Here is a 16,088-nt window from a genome sequence, read left to right as displayed (position 1 = left end):
CTGCAGCGTGAAGGATGAAGCGTATTTATTCGTCTTCCAGTAAAGCTTCATACGCGGCGGCATCCAGCAGCGCGGCAACCTGCGCTTCGTCGCTGGCTTTGATCTTGAAGATCCAGCCGTCGGTATACGGGTCGCTGTTGACCAGTTCCGGAGAGTCGTTCAGCTCTTCGTTGACGGCAACGATTTCACCGCTAATCGGCGCGTAGATATCGGAGGCCGCCTTCACGGATTCGGCAACCGCGCAATCGGCGCCCGCTTCAACGGTGGCGCCCACTTCCGGCAGGTCAACGAAAACCATATCGCCAAGCAGCTCCTGCGCGTGCTCGGTGATCCCAACGGTATAGGTACCGTCCGCTTCTTTACGCAGCCACTCGTGTTCTTTGCTGTATTTCAGTTCTGCTGGTACGTTGCTCATCAATTCATCTCCAAAAAAGGGAAATCACACAATGGCTTTGCCATTGCGTACAAAACCAGGTTTAGTCACTTTTACCGGCATTTCACGGTTACGGATTTGCACCACCGCGGTGTCGCCAATCCCGGCCGGCACGCGAGCCAGCGCGATGCTGTAGCCCAGCGTCGGCGAGAAGGTGCCGCTGGTGATAATGCCTTCTTTTTGATTACCGTCGCTATCGGTAAAACGGACCGGCAGACCACCGCGCAGGACGCCTTTCTCGGTCATCACCAGGCCAACCAGCTGCTCGGTGCCTTTTTCGCGCTGCATCTCCAGCGCTTCGCGGCCGATGAAGTTACGATCGGCGGGCTCCCAGGCGATAGTCCAGCCCATGTTCGCCGCCAGCGGGGAAACGCCTTCGTCCATCTCCTGGCCGTACAAGTTCATCCCGGCCTCCAGGCGCAGGGTGTCGCGCGCGCCAAGACCGCACGGCTTAACGCCAGCGTCCAGCAGACCGCGCCAGAAATCAGCCGCCTGCTCGTTCGGCATCGCAATTTCATAACCCGCTTCGCCGGTATAGCCGGTGGTGGCGATAAACAGGTCGCCGGCCTGCACGCCGAAGAACGGCTTCATGCCTTCCACGGCCTGACGCTGAGCGTCGGTAAACAGCGTCGCCGCCTTCGCTTTCGCCTGGGGGCCCTGCACCGCGATCAGCGACAGATCGTCGCGAACGGTAATTTCAAGGCCGTAAGGTTCAGCTTGTTCGGAGATCCAGGCGAGGTCTTTTTCGCGGGTGGCGGAGTTAACAACGAGGCGGAAATAATCTTCAGAAAGGAAATAGACAATCAGGTCATCGATGACGCCGGCGGAGGCGGTAAGCATTCCCGTGTAGAGCGCTTTGCCCGGGGTGGTGAGCTTCGCCACATCGTTGGCCAGCAAATAGCGCAAGAACTCGCGGATCCGGCTGCCGTGGAAATCGACGATGGTCATATGCGACACATCGAACATCCCTGCATCGCCGCGCACCGCATGGTGCTCATCAATCTGGGACCCGTAATGCAGCGGCATCATCCAGCCATGGAAATCCACCATGCGCGCGCCGCACAGCGTGTGTTGTTCATACAACGGAGTCTGTTGAGCCATCTTTTCCTCATCGAATAAAACGGAACCAGCCACGAAATTGTCGGCGATTTTGCGCCACGAAATTCGGCGTCGGCATCGCTGACGGACGCCGACGCAAACGTTCTCTTTGGCCTGAACTTACCACCGAACCCGGCGCTAAACCATAAGCTCATTCAGGGCATCACATTAGCTTATGGCTAAAATCCGCCGAAAAGCCTACAGAGTTATTGACTGGAAAAAAGCGATTTACGCCACATAAAATTAACATTAACGGCGCGACAATTAGGTAATGATGGTGTTTTATGCGATTTTACGGCTCTAATTTCTTTAACAAAAAAAAGGACGCATTAATAAATCTAATGCGAAAAAAGAGGTGAAATTAGAATATTTCAAATGAGGGGGAAAACCCGGCGCCCAGGCCGGGTGAAAGAAGTGTGACGCGGTTAACGTAACCAGGCAGGCAGATCGTTGAGGCCCATCGCCTGGCGAATCAGCTGCGGTTTCACGCCCGGCAGCGTATCGGCCAGTTTGAGTCCCACATCGCGAAGAAGTTTCTTCGCCGGATGGCTCCCGGAGAACATTTCGCGGAAGCCCTGCATGCCCGCCAGCATCAGCGCCGCGCTGTGCTTGCGGCTGCGCTCGTAGCGGCGCAGATAAAGATGCTGGCCGATATCTTTGCCCTGGACGTGCAGGCGCTTCAGCTCGTCAATAAGCTCGGCGGCATCCATAAAACCGAGGTTGACCCCCTGCCCGGCCAGCGGATGGATGGTATGCGCGGCATCGCCGACCAGCGCCAGCCGGTGGGCGGCAAACTGACGGGCATAGCGGCCGGTCAGCGGGAAAACTTCACGTTCACTTGCCAGCTGGCAGAGGCCAAGGCGATTATCGAACGCGATATTCAGCGCCTGGTTGAAGGTGGTTTCATCAGCCTGCTGCATCCGCTGCGCTTCCCCCGGCGATAGCGACCAGACGATCGAGCACAGGTGCGGATCGCTGAGCGGCAGGAAGGCGAGGATCCCGTCGCCATGGAACGCCTGGCGGGCCACCGCCTGATGCGGCTCAGCGGTACGGATGGTCGCCACCAGCGCATGATGATGGTAATCCCAGAAGGTCAGCGGAATATCGGCTTTATTGCGCAGCCATGAATTGGCACCATCGGCGCCGATCACCAGCCGCGCGGTCAGCATGCTGCCGTCCTGCAGGCTGAGAAAGGCTTCATTCTCGCCCCACGCCACCTGCTGAAGTTCCGCCGGAGCCAGCAGGGTAACGTCAGCGCAACGCTGCGCCTTCTGCCACAATGCATGATGCACTACGGCATTTTCGATAATATAGCCAAGGTGGCTAAAGCCCATGCTCTGGTCATCGAAGCTAATGTGGCCAAAGCTGTCTTTATCCCACACTTCCATACCGTGATAGCAGCTGGCCCGCAGGGCGACGATCTCGCGCCAGACGTCCAGCTTTGTCAGCAGCTTTTCGCTGGCGGCATTAATTGCCGAAACGCGCAGCGCCGGCGGCGCATCGGCGGCCAGCGGTCGCGGCTCTGCTTTCTCCAGCACTGCGACGCGCAGGCCGCTACCCTGTAGACCGCAGGCTACCGCCAGCCCCACCATTCCACCGCCAACAATGGCAACATCAACACTTTGCACGTTCTACTCCTTAACGGGGAACCCAACCGAGGGTACGCTGCGCCAGCGCATCGCGCGCCGGGGTAAATAATTCCATCGCCATCAGACCGACGTTGCGCCCCGCCACCAGCGGCGCCCAACGGTTGGCAAACAGATGCACCAGCCCATCGGTCACGCCGATGGTGGCGGCTTTATCCCCTGCCCTGCGCGCCTGATAGCGGCACAGCAGCGGATAATGACCGACATCTTCGCCGCTGAGATGGGCGTCAGCGAGTAATTCCGCCAGGCTCATCACATCGCGCAGGCCGAGATTAAAGCCCTGCCCGGCGATCGGGTGCAGCGTCTGCGCCGCATTGCCGACCAGCGCCAGGCGGTGCGACACCGCGCGGCTGGCGGTGGTGAGGGCCAGCGGATAGACGCTGCGCTTCCCGGCGTGGGTAATACGCCCCAGCCGCCAGCCGAACGCCTGCTGCAGCTCCTGACAAAAGCGTTCGTCAGACCAGCTCTGCACCTCATCGCGGCGCGACTGCGGATGACACCACACCAGCGAGCAGCGCCCTTGCGACATCGGCAGCATCGCCAGCGGGCCATGCTCGGTAAAGCGCTCGAAGGCGCGACCTTCGTGGGGCAACGCGGTGCTGACGTTAGCAATGATCGCTATCTGCTCATACGGCTGCTGCTGCCAGCTGATGCCGCAGCGGGCGCCCAGTGCCGAACGGGAACCGTCCGCCGCCACCAGCAGCTTACCGTTAATGATTTCGCCGCCCTCAAGCGTAAGGCTGACGCTCTCCTGGCTGCGACTGACCGCTTCCACTTTCGCCGGACAGTGCAGCGTGACGCCCGGCGCCTCGCGCAGCAGACCAAACAGCCGCTGGCCGACATCGTGGAGTTCAACCACCTGGCCCAGCGCCGACAGGCCATAATCCGCGGCCGCCAGATTCACAAACCCGGCATGACCGCGGTCGCTGACGTGTACTCGCTGGATGGGCGTCGCGCGTTCGGCGAGGCGTTGCCAGATACCGATACGCGCCAGCTGCTGGCAGGTGCCCGCAGCCAGGGCGATCGCCCGGTCGTCAAAGCCAGGGTGGCGTGACGAATGCGGATCCTGCGCTTCAATGAGGTGGACCGGCAGCGCGCCGCCGGTAAAACGGGAGATGGCCAGCGCGAGCGTCGCCCCGGTCATCCCGCCGCCGACGATCAGCACGCTCATGACTGGCGCGCCGCCGCCATCAGCGCCTCGATCTCATCCGCCTTCTTCACCACGCCGGCAGTGAGATTTTCGTTACCGTCTTCGGTAATCACGATGTCATCTTCAATACGGATGCCGATGCCGCGATACTGCGCCGGCACGTCGGCATCGGTGGCGATATACAGTCCCGGCTCGACGGTCAGCACCATTCCCGGCTCCAGGACGCGCGAACGGTCGGTGTCGTAATTACCGACATCGTGCACATCCAGACCCAGCCAGTGGCTCAGGCCATGCATAAAGTACGGGCGGTGGGCGTTGTTGGCGATAAGCTCGTCAATCTCGCCTTTCAGGATCCCCAGCCGCACCAGGCCGGTAATCATAATGCGCACCACTTCCTGGTTGACCTGACAGATCGAGGTGCCCGGCCGATAGAGTTTCAGCGCGGTCTCCAGCGATTCGAGCACAATGTCGTAGATCTCGCGCTGCGGCTGGGTAAATTTACCGTTTACCGGGAAGGTGCGGGTAATGTCCCCGGCATAGCCGCGATACTCGCAGCCGGCGTCAATCAGGACTAAATCGCCGTCGCGCAGTTCAGATTCGTTTTCGGTGTAGTGCAGAATACAGCCGTTTTCGCCGCCGCCAACGATGGTGTTATAGGAGGGGAAACGTGCCCCGTGGCGGTTGAATTCATGGAGAATTTCACCTTCCAGCTGATATTCGAACATGCCAGGGCGGCATTTTTCCATCGCCCGGGTATGGGCCAGCGCGGTGATCTCCCCGGCGCGGCGCATCACGGCAAGCTCTTCCGCAGATTTAAACAGGCGCATCTCATGCACAATGGGCCGCCAGTCGATAACCGAGTTCGGCGCCTGCAGATTCTGGCGCGAGCCTTTGCGCAGTTTTTCGAGGGCGTTGAACACAATCTCATCGGCATAGGCATATTCACCCTGGGCGAAGTAGATCGCGTCCAGACCGTTGAGCAGCTGATACAGCTGCTGGTTGATTTCGCTGAACGCCAGCGCCCGGTCGACGCCAAGCTTCGCCGGCGCGGCCTCCTGGCCCAGACGGCGTCCAAACCAGATCTCAGCGGTCAGATCGCGAACCCGGTTGAACAGCACGCTATGGTTGTGGGTTTCATCGCTTTTAATCAACACCAGCAGCGCTTCCGGTTCGTTAAAGCCGGTGAAGTACCAGAAATCGCTGTTCTGCCGGTAGGGATATTCCGAATCTGCACTGCGCACCGCTTCCGGTGCGGCGAAAATCAGCGCCGCGCTGCCTGGCTGCATCTGCGCCAACAGCGTCTGGCGACGCGATAGAAATTCCTGCTGAGTCATGACGCCCCCTGAACGAATTTTAGTTAGTGTAATGTCGGTTTGCGGACTTCCGGTGCGGTTGGCTGCTGACGGGCAAAGGTGTCGTGGCACAGCAGTGCGGCAACGCGGACATACTCGATAATCTCCTCCAGAGACATCTCCAGCTCTTCCTGATCTTCGTCTTCATCGTAGCCCAGCTGGGCAATATTACGCAGATCGTCAATCGCTTCCCCGGTTTCATCCTTCACTTTATCCAGCTTCGGCTGGCTAACGCCAAGACCAAGCAGGAAGTGGTTGACCCAACCGGCGAGGGCGTCGGCACGGTCAAAGACGCTCACCGCATCGCCTTCCGGCAGATACAGTTGAAAGAGGAAACCGTCGTCATCCAGTGAATCGCTGATGGCGGAATGCATGTTACGCAGCGCCTGAGCCAGTTCATGGCCAAAGGCGAGACCTTCGTTGGTCAGGTCGTGCACCAGCGGCTGCCAGCTGCTGTCCGTGTTGCCGCCGCACAGCAATCCGCTGATCAAACCGTGCATTTCGGCCGGGGTGAGACCTACCCCTTGTTGGTTCAGTAACTGGTCTACATCGTTGTAACCAGGCATTTCGTTCTGTATAGACATGCGCATTCGTCATCGTTGGGAGGAATATTCATGGTATGCTACCACTTTGGACCCTGGTGAACCAGAATAGGGCTTGTATCTTCGCACCAGGGTAGCTATAGTGTCGCCCCTTCGCAGACCCGGGCCAGGGTGTGAAGGCAGCGCAGTCAATCAGCAGGAAGGTGGCATGTCTGCACAACCCGTAGATCTCCAAATTTTCGGCCGTTCACTGCGAGTGAATTGCCCGCCTGAACAAAGGGATGCCCTGAATCAGGCAGCTGAAGACCTTAATCAGCGGTTGCAAGATTTAAAAGAACGCACTAGAGTCACAAATACTGAGCAGCTGGTCTTCATCGCGGCGTTGAACATCAGCTATGAGTTGACTCAGGAAAAAGCGAAGACCCGCGACTACGCTTCCAGCATGGAGCAGCGCATTCGCATGCTTCAGCAGACCATCGAACAAGCATTGCTTGAGCAAGGTCGCATAAGCGAAAAGCCAGGGTCGAAGTTTGAATAACACTTTGCAGTTAACTGTGTTAGAGTAATCGCAAGAACAAAATTTCTCTGAGATGTTTGCAAGCGGGCCAGTCCCCTGAGCCGATATTTCATACCACAAGAATGTGGCGCTCCACGGTTGGTGAGCATGCTCGGTTCGTCCGAGAAGCCTTAAAACCGTGACGACACATTCACCTTGAACCAAGGGTTCAAGGGTTACAGCCTGCGGCGGCATCTCGGAGATTCCCTTCTTTACTTCGCATCATCCCCCATACGTGTTTTCGGCTGAAGCCGCCCTGTATTACACTTGCTCCTATTGTTTCGCCAGCTCGTAACGAGACCTGCATGACTATACAGACCGATACCCTGCTCTCCCGTCAGCATATTCGCCAGCAGATCCGCGATCGTCGACGCGCACTCAGCCCGGAGCAACAGCGCCTGTTTGCCCAACAGGCCGCCGAGCGGATGATGGCCTGGCCGCCGGTAGTTCTCGCCCACAACGTGGCGCTGTTTCTCTCCTTTGACGGCGAGCTGGACACTCAGCCGCTGATCGACCAGCTCTGGCGCGCCGGCAAGCGGGTATATCTCCCGGTGCTGCATCCCTTTAGCCCCGGCAATCTGCTGTTTTTACACTACCATCCGCAGAGCCAACTGATCGTGAATCGCCTGAAGATCCGCGAACCGAAGCTCGATGTGCGGGATGTGCTGCCGCTGGCTGAACTCGATGTGCTGGTGACCCCGCTGGTGGCCTTCGATGTCAGTGGCCAACGGCTGGGAATGGGCGGCGGTTTTTACGACCGGACGCTGCAAAACTGGCAGCAGTATCGCCTGCAGCCGGTGGGCTACGCGCACGACTGCCAGCAGGTGGATAGCCTGCCGAGCGAAGAGTGGGATATCCCGCTGCCGGCGGTCATCACCCCGGGAAAAACCTGGTGTTGGTAGGTACGCGGGGACGAGAAATTCAGCCTGGAAAGTATTAACAAAAAAACGGGCAGGTACGCGACCTGCCCGAGAGGCAAAAATGATTAGAACAACAGACGGGCGCGGATAGTCCCCGGGATCGCTTTCATTGCCTGCAGCGCCTGCTGGGCAACATCTTCTTCCGCTTCAATATCAATCACCACGTAGCCCATCTGCGGCGACGTTTGCAGATACTGGGCGGCAATGTTGATGCTCTGCGCGGCGAAGATTTGGTTGATTGCGGTCAGGACGCCCGGCCGGTTCTCATGGATATGCAGCAGACGGCGGCCGCCGTGCAGCGGTAGAGAAACTTCCGGGAAGTTAACTGCCGACAGGGTTGACCCGTTGTCAGAGTATTTCGCCAGCTTGCCAGCCACTTCCAGACCGATGTTCTCCTGCGCTTCCTGAGTGGAGCCACCGATATGCGGTGTGAGGATCACGTTATCAAACTCGCACAGCGGCGAAGTAAAGGGGTCGCTGTTGGTCGCAGGTTCAGTCGGGAAGACGTCGATAGCCGCCCCGGCCAGATGCTTACTGGCCAGCGCATCGCATAGCGCCGGAATGTCCACCACGGTACCGCGGGAGGCGTTGATCAGCAGCGCGCCCGGCTTCATCAGCGCCAGTTCTTCCGCGCCCATCATATTTTTGGTAGAGGCGTTTTCCGGCACGTGCAGGCTGACCACATCGCTCATGTTCAGCAGGTCGGAGAGATGCTGTACCTGAGTGGCGTTGCCGAGCGGCAGTTTGTTTTCAATATCATAGAAGAAGACGTGCATTCCCAGCGATTCCGCCAGAATGCCAAGCTGGGTACCGATGTGGCCGTAACCGATGATGCCCAGCTTTTTACCACGCGCTTCGAAGCTGCCGACCGCCTGCTTGTTCCACACCCCGCGGTGCGCTTTGGCGTTGGCTTCCGGCACGCCGCGCAGCATCAGCAGCAGTTCGCCGATCACCAACTCGGCCACCGAGCGGGTGTTAGAGAACGGCGCGTTAAACACCGGAATACCGCGCTTCGCAGCGGCGTTCAGATCGACTTGGTTGGTCCCGATGCAGAAGCAACCGACGGCAACCAGTTTTTCCGCTGCGGCGAAAATCTCTTCAGTCAGATGGGTACGGGAACGCAGGCCGATGAAATGGGCATCACGGATCGACGCTTTCAGCTGTTCTGAATCCAGCGCGCCTTTATGAAATTCAATGTTGGTGTAACCCGCTGCGCGAAGGCTATCGATTGCCTTTTGATGCACACCTTCAACCAGCAGAAATTTAATCTTGTCTTTTTCCAGTGATACCTTAGCCATTTCCCCGTCCTGTTTTGTCTTAACTGATGTCGTGCTGAACGAAAGTTCGTCTCAGCAACATATCAAAAAAAACTATCGCGGCAATATGAACGTTTGCGTCGCCGTCCTGAAGAAATGTCATCCAGAGGGAAATCGCAGGACAAAACACCAGAAAGAGAAGAAATGGTAGCGTGTAAATCAGAATGGTTGCATAAATGTGACAGAAGTCACCAAATTGCACCTGATGAAAAAATATTTGCGAGGGAGCCGGTCGGCTCCCTGCGGACAGACTATTTTACGATGGTCTTCACGCCGTCGGCAGTGCCAATCAGCGCCACGTCGGCGCCACGGTTGGCGAACAGCCCCACGGTGACGACGCCAGGAATACCGTTGATCGCGTTTTCCAGCGCGATCGCATCGAGAATTTCCAGGCCGTGCACGTCAAGGATCACGTTGCCGTTATCGGTCACCACGCCCTGACGGTACTCTGGACGGCCGCCCAGCTTGACCAGCTGACGCGCCACGGCGCTGCGCGCCATCGGAATGACTTCCACCGGCAGCGGGAACTTGCCCAGAATATCGACCTGCTTGGAGGCGTCGGCGATGCAGATAAATTTATCCGCGACCGAGGCGATGATCTTTTCACGGGTCAGCGCCGCGCCGCCGCCTTTGATCATCTGCATATGGCCGTTGATCTCATCCGCGCCGTCAACATAGATCCCCAGGCGATCGACGCTGTTAAGATCGAAGACGGTGATCCCGAGGCTTTTCAGCTTCTCGGTGGAGGCGTCGGAGCTGGAAACCGCCCCTTCGATCTGCCCCTTCATGGTGCCCAGCGCGTCAATAAAATGGGCCGCCGTCGAGCCGGTGCCTACGCCGACAATAGTCCCTGGCTGTACATATTGCAGTGCTGCCCAACCTACCGCTTTTTTCAGTTCATCCTGCGTCATAATTCTGGTCCGAGATGTGAATGCCTGTGGCGCATTATAGAACATCGATAGTGGAAATGTCCCTGCGATGCAGATCACACAACTGAACAGACCAATTTCGTCTGTATCAAATAAAAATTTATGTCATAGTGCGAGATAACGATTAGTTATGGGGGCACGCCAGAATAATGAAACGACCGGACTACAGGACACTACAAGCGCTGGATGCGGTGATTAGGGAACGAGGATTTGAGCGCGCCGCGCAGAAGCTATGTATTACCCAGTCCGCCGTCTCACAGCGTATTAAGCAGCTGGAAAATATGTTCGGCCAGCCGCTGCTGGTGCGTACCGTGCCGCCGCGCCCCACCGAGCAAGGACAGAAACTGCTGGCTCTGTTGCGCCAGGTTGAACTGCTGGAGGAAGAGTGGCTGGGCGATGAACAAACCGGCTCGACGCCGCTGCTGCTGTCGCTGGCGGTGAACGCCGACAGTCTGGCGACCTGGCTGCTGCCGGCGCTGGCCAACGTTCTGTCAGACTCCCCTATTCGTCTCAACCTGCAGGTGGAAGATGAAACCCGCACCCAGGAGCGCCTGCGCCGTGGCGAAGTAGTGGGCGCAGTGAGTATCCAGCCGCAGGCGCTGCCAAGCTGCCTGGTGGATCAGCTGGGGGCGCTCGATTACCTGTTTGTCGCATCAAAAGAGTTTGCGCAACGCTATTTCCCGAATGGCGTGACGCGTTCGGCGCTGCTTAAGGCGCCGGTCGTCGCCTTCGACCATCTGGACGATATGCATCAGGCGTTCCTGCAGCAAAACTTCGACCTGCCGCCGGGCAGCGTCCCCTGCCACATCGTCAACTCGTCGGAAGCTTTCGTGCAGCTGGCGCGCCAGGGCACCACCTGCTGTATGATCCCGCATCTGCAGATCGAAAAAGAGCTCAACAGCGGCGAACTTATCGATCTCACCCCGGGCCTGTTCCAGCGCCGCATGCTCTACTGGCACCGCTTCGCCCCGGAAAGCCGCATGATGCGCCGGGTGACCGATGCGCTCATTGACTACGGACACAAGGTGCTGCGTCAGGATTAAACCGCGGGCATAAAAAAGCCACTTCGCTGAAGTGGCTTTTTTGTTTCTATCGCTTACTGGGCCGGTTTCGGCGTTTCCGCCGGTTTCGCCGGGGTGGCTGGAGCAGCGGCTTGCGCCGGCTGCAGCTCAAAGACTACATCGACCTGGTCGTCAAACTGGATAGTCGCCTGCTCGTAGGTTTCCTGGGCAGAAACCGGCGCAGCGTCAGCGGCCTTCATCATGCGAACCATCGGGCTCGGCTGATAGTTGGAGACATGGTAGCGCACGCTGTACACCGGACCCAGCTTGCTGTGGAAGCCTGCGGCCAGCTCCTGCGCCTGATGCACGGCGTCGTCGATCGCCGCTTTACGCGCTTTATCTTTGTAGGCGTCCGGTTGCGCAACGCCCAGCGAGACGGAGCGAATCTCGTTGAGACCCGCTTTCAGGGCGCCATCCAGCAGACCGTTGAGTTTATCCAGCTGGCGCAAGGTCACTTCCACTGTGCGCACCGCGCGATAGCCTTTCAGAATGCTTTTCCCGTTCTGATAGTCGTAATCAGGCTGGGTACGCAGATTCGCCGAGTTGATGTCCTTTTTAGCAATACCGCTCTTTTCGAGGAAAGAGAGATATTGCGCAACGCGATCGTCAGCCTGTTTTTTTGCCGACGCGGCGTCTTTTGCCGACACGTTCACTTCGATCGCCAGGGTGGCGATGTCCGGAACCGCGGCAACGCTTGCTGTGCCTGAAGTCACAATGTGCGGGCCATCCGGCAATTCGCTGGCCTGTGCCGCCATCGTGGTCAATCCGAGTGTTGCCGCCAGGGCTAAGACTTTTAACTTCACTGTCGTTTCTCCATGTTACTTAAATCGCCCTTACGGGACGCATGCCAGCAAGCTTAGCGCGTACAGCAGGAAAGTCCATCGGACAACGCTTAGTTAAGCAACGCCTGGATATGGCTGACGCCTTCTCTTGCCAGCTGAAACGCAATAAACCACATGACGGCGCCGACCACAATATTGATGATCCGCTGGGCTCTGGCGGTACGCAGTCGCGGCGCCAGCCAGGCGGCTAACAGCGCCAGGCCAAAGAACCACAGGAAAGAGGCGCTAATGGTCCCTAGCGCAAACCAGCGCTTCGGCTCCACCGCCAGCTGACCTCCCAGGCTGCCTAACACCACAAAGGTGTCCAGATAAACGTGCGGGTTAAGCCAGGTCACCGCCAGCATGGTGATAATGATTTTCCAGCGCCCCTGCTGCATTACCTCTGCATTGGCGAGTTCAAGACTCTGACTGAACGCCGTTTTCAATGCGCCGAAGCCATACCACAGCAAAAAGGCCACGCCGCCCCAGGTCACTAGCGCCAGCAGCCACGGGGATTGCATCAGCAGTGCGCTACCGCCGAAAATGCCAGCGCAGATTAACAGCAAGTCGCTGACCGCGCATAGCAGGGCAATCATCAGATGATACTGACGACGGATCCCCTGATTCATCACAAAGGCATTTTGTGGGCCAAGCGGCAATATCATAGCCGCTCCCAGGGCAAGCCCCTGAAAGTAATAAGTATACATAAGGATTTATCCGCTGAGTTCGAGAGTGGCGCTGACTATAGCGCGAATGAATTATTAGCGGAAATTGAAATAATTAATCATTAATTAGAACAACTAATGATGAGCTATTGAAAAAGGCCGGCATGGCCGGCCTGAGTTATTGAGAGGCGCTTTACTCTGCTTTTTCCGGCAGGCGCACCACATGAACATCCATCTGCGGGTAAGGGAAGCTGATGCCGTTGGCGTCAAATTCACGCTTGATACGCTCGAGGATATCCCAGTAGACGTTTTGCAGATCGCTGCTTTTGCTCCACACGCGCACCACGAAGTTCACCGACGAGGCGCCGAGTTCGTTCAGACGAACGGTCATTTCCCGATCGCGCAGAATTCGATCGTCAGATTCGATAATCGAGGTCAGCAGCTGCTTTACCTTGTCGATATCAGCATCGTAAGCGACGCCGATAATAAACTCATTGCGACGCGCCGGTTCCCGGGAGAAGTTAATGATATTGCCGGCGATGATTTTCCCGTTCGGGACCACCACTACCTTACCGTCCGCGGTACGCAGGGTGGTGGAGAAAATCTGCACGTTCAACACCGTACCTGCCACGCCGCCAAGGTCGACATACTCGCCAGCGCGGAACGGGCGGAACATCACCAGCAGTACGCCTGCGGCAAGGTTCGACAGCGATCCCTGTAGCGCTAAACCCACCGCCAAACCGGCAGCACCCAGCACCGCAATCACCGAGGCGGTCTGCACGCCTACCCGCCCCAGGGCGGCAATCAGCGTAAAAGCGATAACCGCATAGCGCACCAGCGCAGAGAGAAAATCGGCCACGGTAGCGTCAATTTTACGCGCCAGCATCAGGCGGTTGACGGTATTAGAGACGACGCGCGCCACGATCATCCCGACGATCAGGATAGCGATAGCCGCGACGATGTTGACGGCATAGCTCAGCAGCAGCTCCTGGTTGCGTGCCAGCCACGTCCCGGCGTGGTTGATGCTATCGACAACGTTCAAATCTTCCATTTAACATTCCTTATGAATCCCCTGGGGGGAAGTAAATAACTCAGCCTGCGACAGGGCAGTCAGGTTATAGGGTAAACAATAAGTGCACGTTTTGCCAAATGGATCACAGTTTTCTGCCGCGCTATCCTGTTGTTAAGATAATAAAAAAGCCCGCATTGCTGCGGGCTTCCGGGTAAGAAACAGATTTTTCTTACAGAACGTCGATCGCGTTCAGCTCTTTAAATGCCTGCTCCAGACGAGTCACCATGGAAGTCTGGGCAGCACGCAGCCATACGCGCGGGTCGTAGTATTTCTTGTTCGGCTGGTCTTCGCCTTTCGGGTTGCCCAGCTGGCCCTGCAGGTAAGCTTCGTTCGCTTTGTAATACTGCAGGATACCGTCCCAGGTTGCCCATTGGGTGTCGGTATCAATGTTCATTTTCACCACGCCGTAGCTGACGGAGTCTTTGATTTCCTGAGCGGAAGAACCGGAACCGCCGTGGAACACGAAGTTCAGGCTGTTGTGCGGCAGGTTGTGTTTCTTGGAAACATATTCCTGAGAGTCGCGCAGGATGGTCGGGGTCAGAACTACGTTACCTGGTTTGTACACGCCGTGTACGTTACCGAAGGAAGCGGCGATGGTGAAACGCGGGCTGATTTTGCTCAGCTCGGTGTAGGCGTAATCCACGTCTTCCGGCTGGGTGTACAGGGCGGAAGCGTCCATGTGGCTGTTATCCACGCCGTCTTCTTCACCGCCGGTGCAGCCCAGTTCGATTTCCAGGGTCATGCCCATTTTGGCCATGCGCGCCAGGTACTTAGAGCAGATCTCGATGTTTTCGTGCAGGGACTCTTCAGACAGGTCGATCATGTGTGAAGAGAACAGCGGTTTGCCAGTAGCGGCGAAGTGTTTTTCACCGGCGTCCAGCAGGCCGTCGATCCACGGCAGCAGTTTCTTCGCGCAGTGGTCAGTGTGCAGGATAACCGGCACGCCGTAGTGTTCAGCCATCTGGTGCACGTGGTGGGCGCCAGAGATAGCGCCGAGGATAGCAGCACCCTGAGGAACGTCAGTTTTCACGCCTTTACCTGCGATGAACGCTGCGCCGCCGTTAGAGAACTGAACGATAACCGGAGAGCGAACTTTCGCTGCAGCTTCCAGAACGGCGTTGATGGAATCAGTACCTACGCAGTTTACCGCCGGTAGTGCAAAGTTGTTTTCTTTCGCTACCTGGAACACTTTCTGAACGTCGTCGCCAGTGATGACGCCCGGTTTTACGAAATCAAAAATTTTAGACATGTTACTTAGTCCTGTATCTGTATCTTCGACCGTTGAAGAAGGTTCGCGAGCCCTTAAGCGCGCTGAAAAACAGGCGGGTTTCCCCGCCTGAACTGAATTACTGCTTAGCGCGCTCTTCGAGCATCGCTACTGCCGGCAGGACTTTGCCTTCGACGAATTCAAGGAATGCGCCGCCGCCAGTGGAGATGTAGGAAATTTTGTCAGCGATGCCGAACAGGTCGATCGCTGCCAGGGTGTCACCGCCGCCGGCGATGGAGAAACCTTCGCTGTCCGCGATAGCGTTAGCCACGATTTCAGTCCCTTTACGGAAGTTAGGGAATTCGAATACGCCAACCGGGCCGTTCCACAGGATGGTTTTGGCGTTCTTCAGGATTTCAGCCAGTTTCTGTGCGGAAACGTCGCCAAGGTCCAGAATCTGCTCGTCATCTTTGATGTCGTTAACAGATTTCAGGGTTGCCGTTGCGGTTTCGGAGAACTCGGTCGCTACGCGAACGTCGGTCGGAACCGGGATATCGCAGGTGCCCAGCAGGCGCTTGGCTTCATCAACCAGATCTGCTTCGTACAGGGATTTACCGACGTTGTGGCCCTGAGCGGCAACGAAGGTGTTAGCGATACCGCCGCCCACGATCAGCTGGTCAGCGATTTTAGACAGGGAATCCAGAACGGTCAGTTTGGTGGACACTTTAGAACCACCAACGATAGCGACCATCGGACGAGCTGGCTCTTTCAGCGCTTTACCCAGCGCGTCCAGTTCAGCGGCCAGCAGCGGGCCTGCGCACGCCACGTCAGCAAATTTGCCGATGCCGTGGGTGGAAGCCTGCGCGCGGTGCGCAGTACCGAAAGCGTCCATCACGAACACGTCGCACAGCGCAGCGTATTTCTTAGACAGTTCTTCGTCGTCTTTTTTCTCGCCTTTGTTGAAGCGAACGTTTTCCAGCACCACCAGTTCACCGGCAGCCACTTCCACGCCGTCCAGGTAGTCTTTAACCAGGCGTACCGGGTTGGACAGTTTGTCTTTCAGGTAATTAACAACCGGCAGCAGAGAGAATTCTTCGTTGTACTCGCCTTCGGTCGGACGACCCAGGTGAGAAGTAACCATGACTTTCGCGCCCTGCTTCAGCGCCAGTTCAATGGTCGGCAGAGATGCACGGATACGTGCGTCGCTGGTTACTTTCCCGTCTTTAACTGGTACGTTCAGATCCGCACGGATAAAAACGCGTTTACCAGCCAGATCCAGATCGGTCATCTTAATTACAGACATGGTGAATCCTCTCGTTG

The 16,088-nt window shown here is 57.3% G+C and carries 16 protein-coding genes and 1 other RNA gene; 4 read left to right on the top strand and 13 right to left on the bottom strand.

The features are described 5' to 3' along the window. Nucleotides 1-25: 25 nt before the first annotated feature. The 6 genes from gcvH to LPQ25_RS03875 form a co-directional block, all read right to left on the bottom strand. Complete coding sequence (gene gcvH, locus LPQ25_RS03900; RefSeq protein ID WP_002916479.1) at nt 26-415, bottom strand: glycine cleavage system protein GcvH; 390 nt, start codon at nt 413-415, stop codon at nt 26-28. A 24-nt stretch (nt 416-439) separates the two neighbouring features. Beyond that, entirely contained in the window at nt 440-1,534 is a 1,095-nt protein-coding gene (gene gcvT / locus LPQ25_RS03895; protein WP_002916480.1) for a glycine cleavage system aminomethyltransferase GcvT, read from the bottom strand. A gap of 422 nt (nt 1,535-1,956) precedes the next feature. Then, on the bottom strand, nt 1,957-3,159 hold the full coding sequence (gene ubiI, locus LPQ25_RS03890) for an FAD-dependent 2-octaprenylphenol hydroxylase (protein ID WP_014906944.1): 1,203 nt from the start codon (nt 3,157-3,159) through the stop codon (nt 1,957-1,959). A gap of 10 nt (nt 3,160-3,169) precedes the next feature. Continuing rightward, entirely contained in the window at nt 3,170-4,348 is a 1,179-nt protein-coding gene (gene ubiH / locus LPQ25_RS03885; protein ID WP_014906943.1) for a 2-octaprenyl-6-methoxyphenyl hydroxylase, read from the bottom strand. Next, the gene (gene pepP / locus LPQ25_RS03880) at nt 4,345-5,661 is read right to left on the bottom strand and encodes a Xaa-Pro aminopeptidase (RefSeq protein WP_002916483.1); all 1,317 of its coding nucleotides are present in this window, start codon (nt 5,659-5,661) and stop codon (nt 4,345-4,347) included. Before pepP ends, ubiH begins: the two co-directional genes overlap by 4 nt. A 23-nt stretch (nt 5,662-5,684) precedes the next feature. Then, the gene (locus LPQ25_RS03875) at nt 5,685-6,263 is read right to left on the bottom strand and encodes a YecA/YgfB family protein (protein WP_002916486.1); all 579 of its coding nucleotides are present in this window, start codon (nt 6,261-6,263) and stop codon (nt 5,685-5,687) included. Nucleotides 6,264-6,429: 166 nt separating this feature from the next. Here LPQ25_RS03875 and zapA point away from each other — a divergent pair, with 166 nt between their 5' ends. The 3 genes from zapA (at nt 6,430) to LPQ25_RS03860 (ending at nt 7,679) form a co-directional block, all read left to right on the top strand. Further along, nucleotides 6,430-6,759, top strand: coding sequence for a cell division protein ZapA (zapA, locus tag LPQ25_RS03870; RefSeq protein ID WP_002916488.1), 330 nt, complete (start codon nt 6,430-6,432; stop codon nt 6,757-6,759). A gap of 41 nt (nt 6,760-6,800) precedes the next feature. After that, nucleotides 6,801-6,984, top strand: a non-coding RNA gene (gene ssrS, locus LPQ25_RS03865) — 6S RNA. Between the two features lie 98 nt (nt 6,985-7,082). After that, on the top strand, nt 7,083-7,679 hold the full coding sequence (locus LPQ25_RS03860; RefSeq protein WP_014906942.1) for a 5-formyltetrahydrofolate cyclo-ligase: 597 nt from the start codon (nt 7,083-7,085) through the stop codon (nt 7,677-7,679). Between the two features lie 83 nt (nt 7,680-7,762). On the opposite strand, the gene serA is transcribed toward LPQ25_RS03860, so the two are convergent. Then, the gene (gene serA / locus LPQ25_RS03855) at nt 7,763-8,995 is read right to left on the bottom strand and encodes a phosphoglycerate dehydrogenase (RefSeq protein ID WP_002916493.1); all 1,233 of its coding nucleotides are present in this window, start codon (nt 8,993-8,995) and stop codon (nt 7,763-7,765) included. 269 nt (nt 8,996-9,264) lie between these two features. Further along, on the bottom strand, nt 9,265-9,924 hold the full coding sequence (gene rpiA, locus LPQ25_RS03850) for a ribose-5-phosphate isomerase RpiA (protein ID WP_002916495.1): 660 nt from the start codon (nt 9,922-9,924) through the stop codon (nt 9,265-9,267). A gap of 167 nt (nt 9,925-10,091) precedes the next feature. On the opposite strand from rpiA, the gene argP reads away from it, so the two are divergent. Next, the gene (argP, locus tag LPQ25_RS03845; RefSeq protein ID WP_002916497.1) at nt 10,092-10,985 is read left to right on the top strand and encodes a DNA-binding transcriptional regulator ArgP; all 894 of its coding nucleotides are present in this window, start codon (nt 10,092-10,094) and stop codon (nt 10,983-10,985) included. Nucleotides 10,986-11,038: 53 nt separating this feature from the next. On the opposite strand, the gene LPQ25_RS03840 is transcribed toward argP, so the two are convergent. The 5 genes from LPQ25_RS03840 to pgk form a co-directional block, all read right to left on the bottom strand. Then, the gene (locus LPQ25_RS03840) at nt 11,039-11,806 is read right to left on the bottom strand and encodes an oxidative stress defense protein (RefSeq protein WP_002916499.1); all 768 of its coding nucleotides are present in this window, start codon (nt 11,804-11,806) and stop codon (nt 11,039-11,041) included. A gap of 89 nt (nt 11,807-11,895) precedes the next feature. Then, nucleotides 11,896-12,531: an arginine exporter ArgO gene (gene argO, locus LPQ25_RS03835; protein ID WP_014906941.1), complete on the bottom strand. Its 636-nt coding sequence runs from the start codon at nt 12,529-12,531 to the stop codon at nt 11,896-11,898. Between the two features lie 151 nt (nt 12,532-12,682). Then, entirely contained in the window at nt 12,683-13,540 is an 858-nt protein-coding gene (locus tag LPQ25_RS03830) for a small-conductance mechanosensitive channel MscS (protein ID WP_002916504.1), read from the bottom strand. Nucleotides 13,541-13,730: 190 nt separating this feature from the next. Then, entirely contained in the window at nt 13,731-14,810 is a 1,080-nt protein-coding gene (fbaA, locus tag LPQ25_RS03825; protein ID WP_004144748.1) for a class II fructose-bisphosphate aldolase, read from the bottom strand. A gap of 97 nt (nt 14,811-14,907) precedes the next feature. Further along, on the bottom strand, nt 14,908-16,071 hold the full coding sequence (gene pgk / locus LPQ25_RS03820) for a phosphoglycerate kinase (protein ID WP_002916508.1): 1,164 nt from the start codon (nt 16,069-16,071) through the stop codon (nt 14,908-14,910). Nucleotides 16,072-16,088: the final 17 nt, after the last annotated feature.

Origin of the sequence: Klebsiella sp. KPN54798, assembly GCF_021184225.1 — a bacterium.
In the GTDB taxonomy this organism is placed as follows: Bacteria; Pseudomonadota; Gammaproteobacteria; order Enterobacterales; family Enterobacteriaceae; genus Klebsiella; species Klebsiella pneumoniae.
The sequence above is the reverse complement of the archived record's forward strand: the minus strand, read 5'-3'. Positions and strand labels throughout refer to the sequence as shown.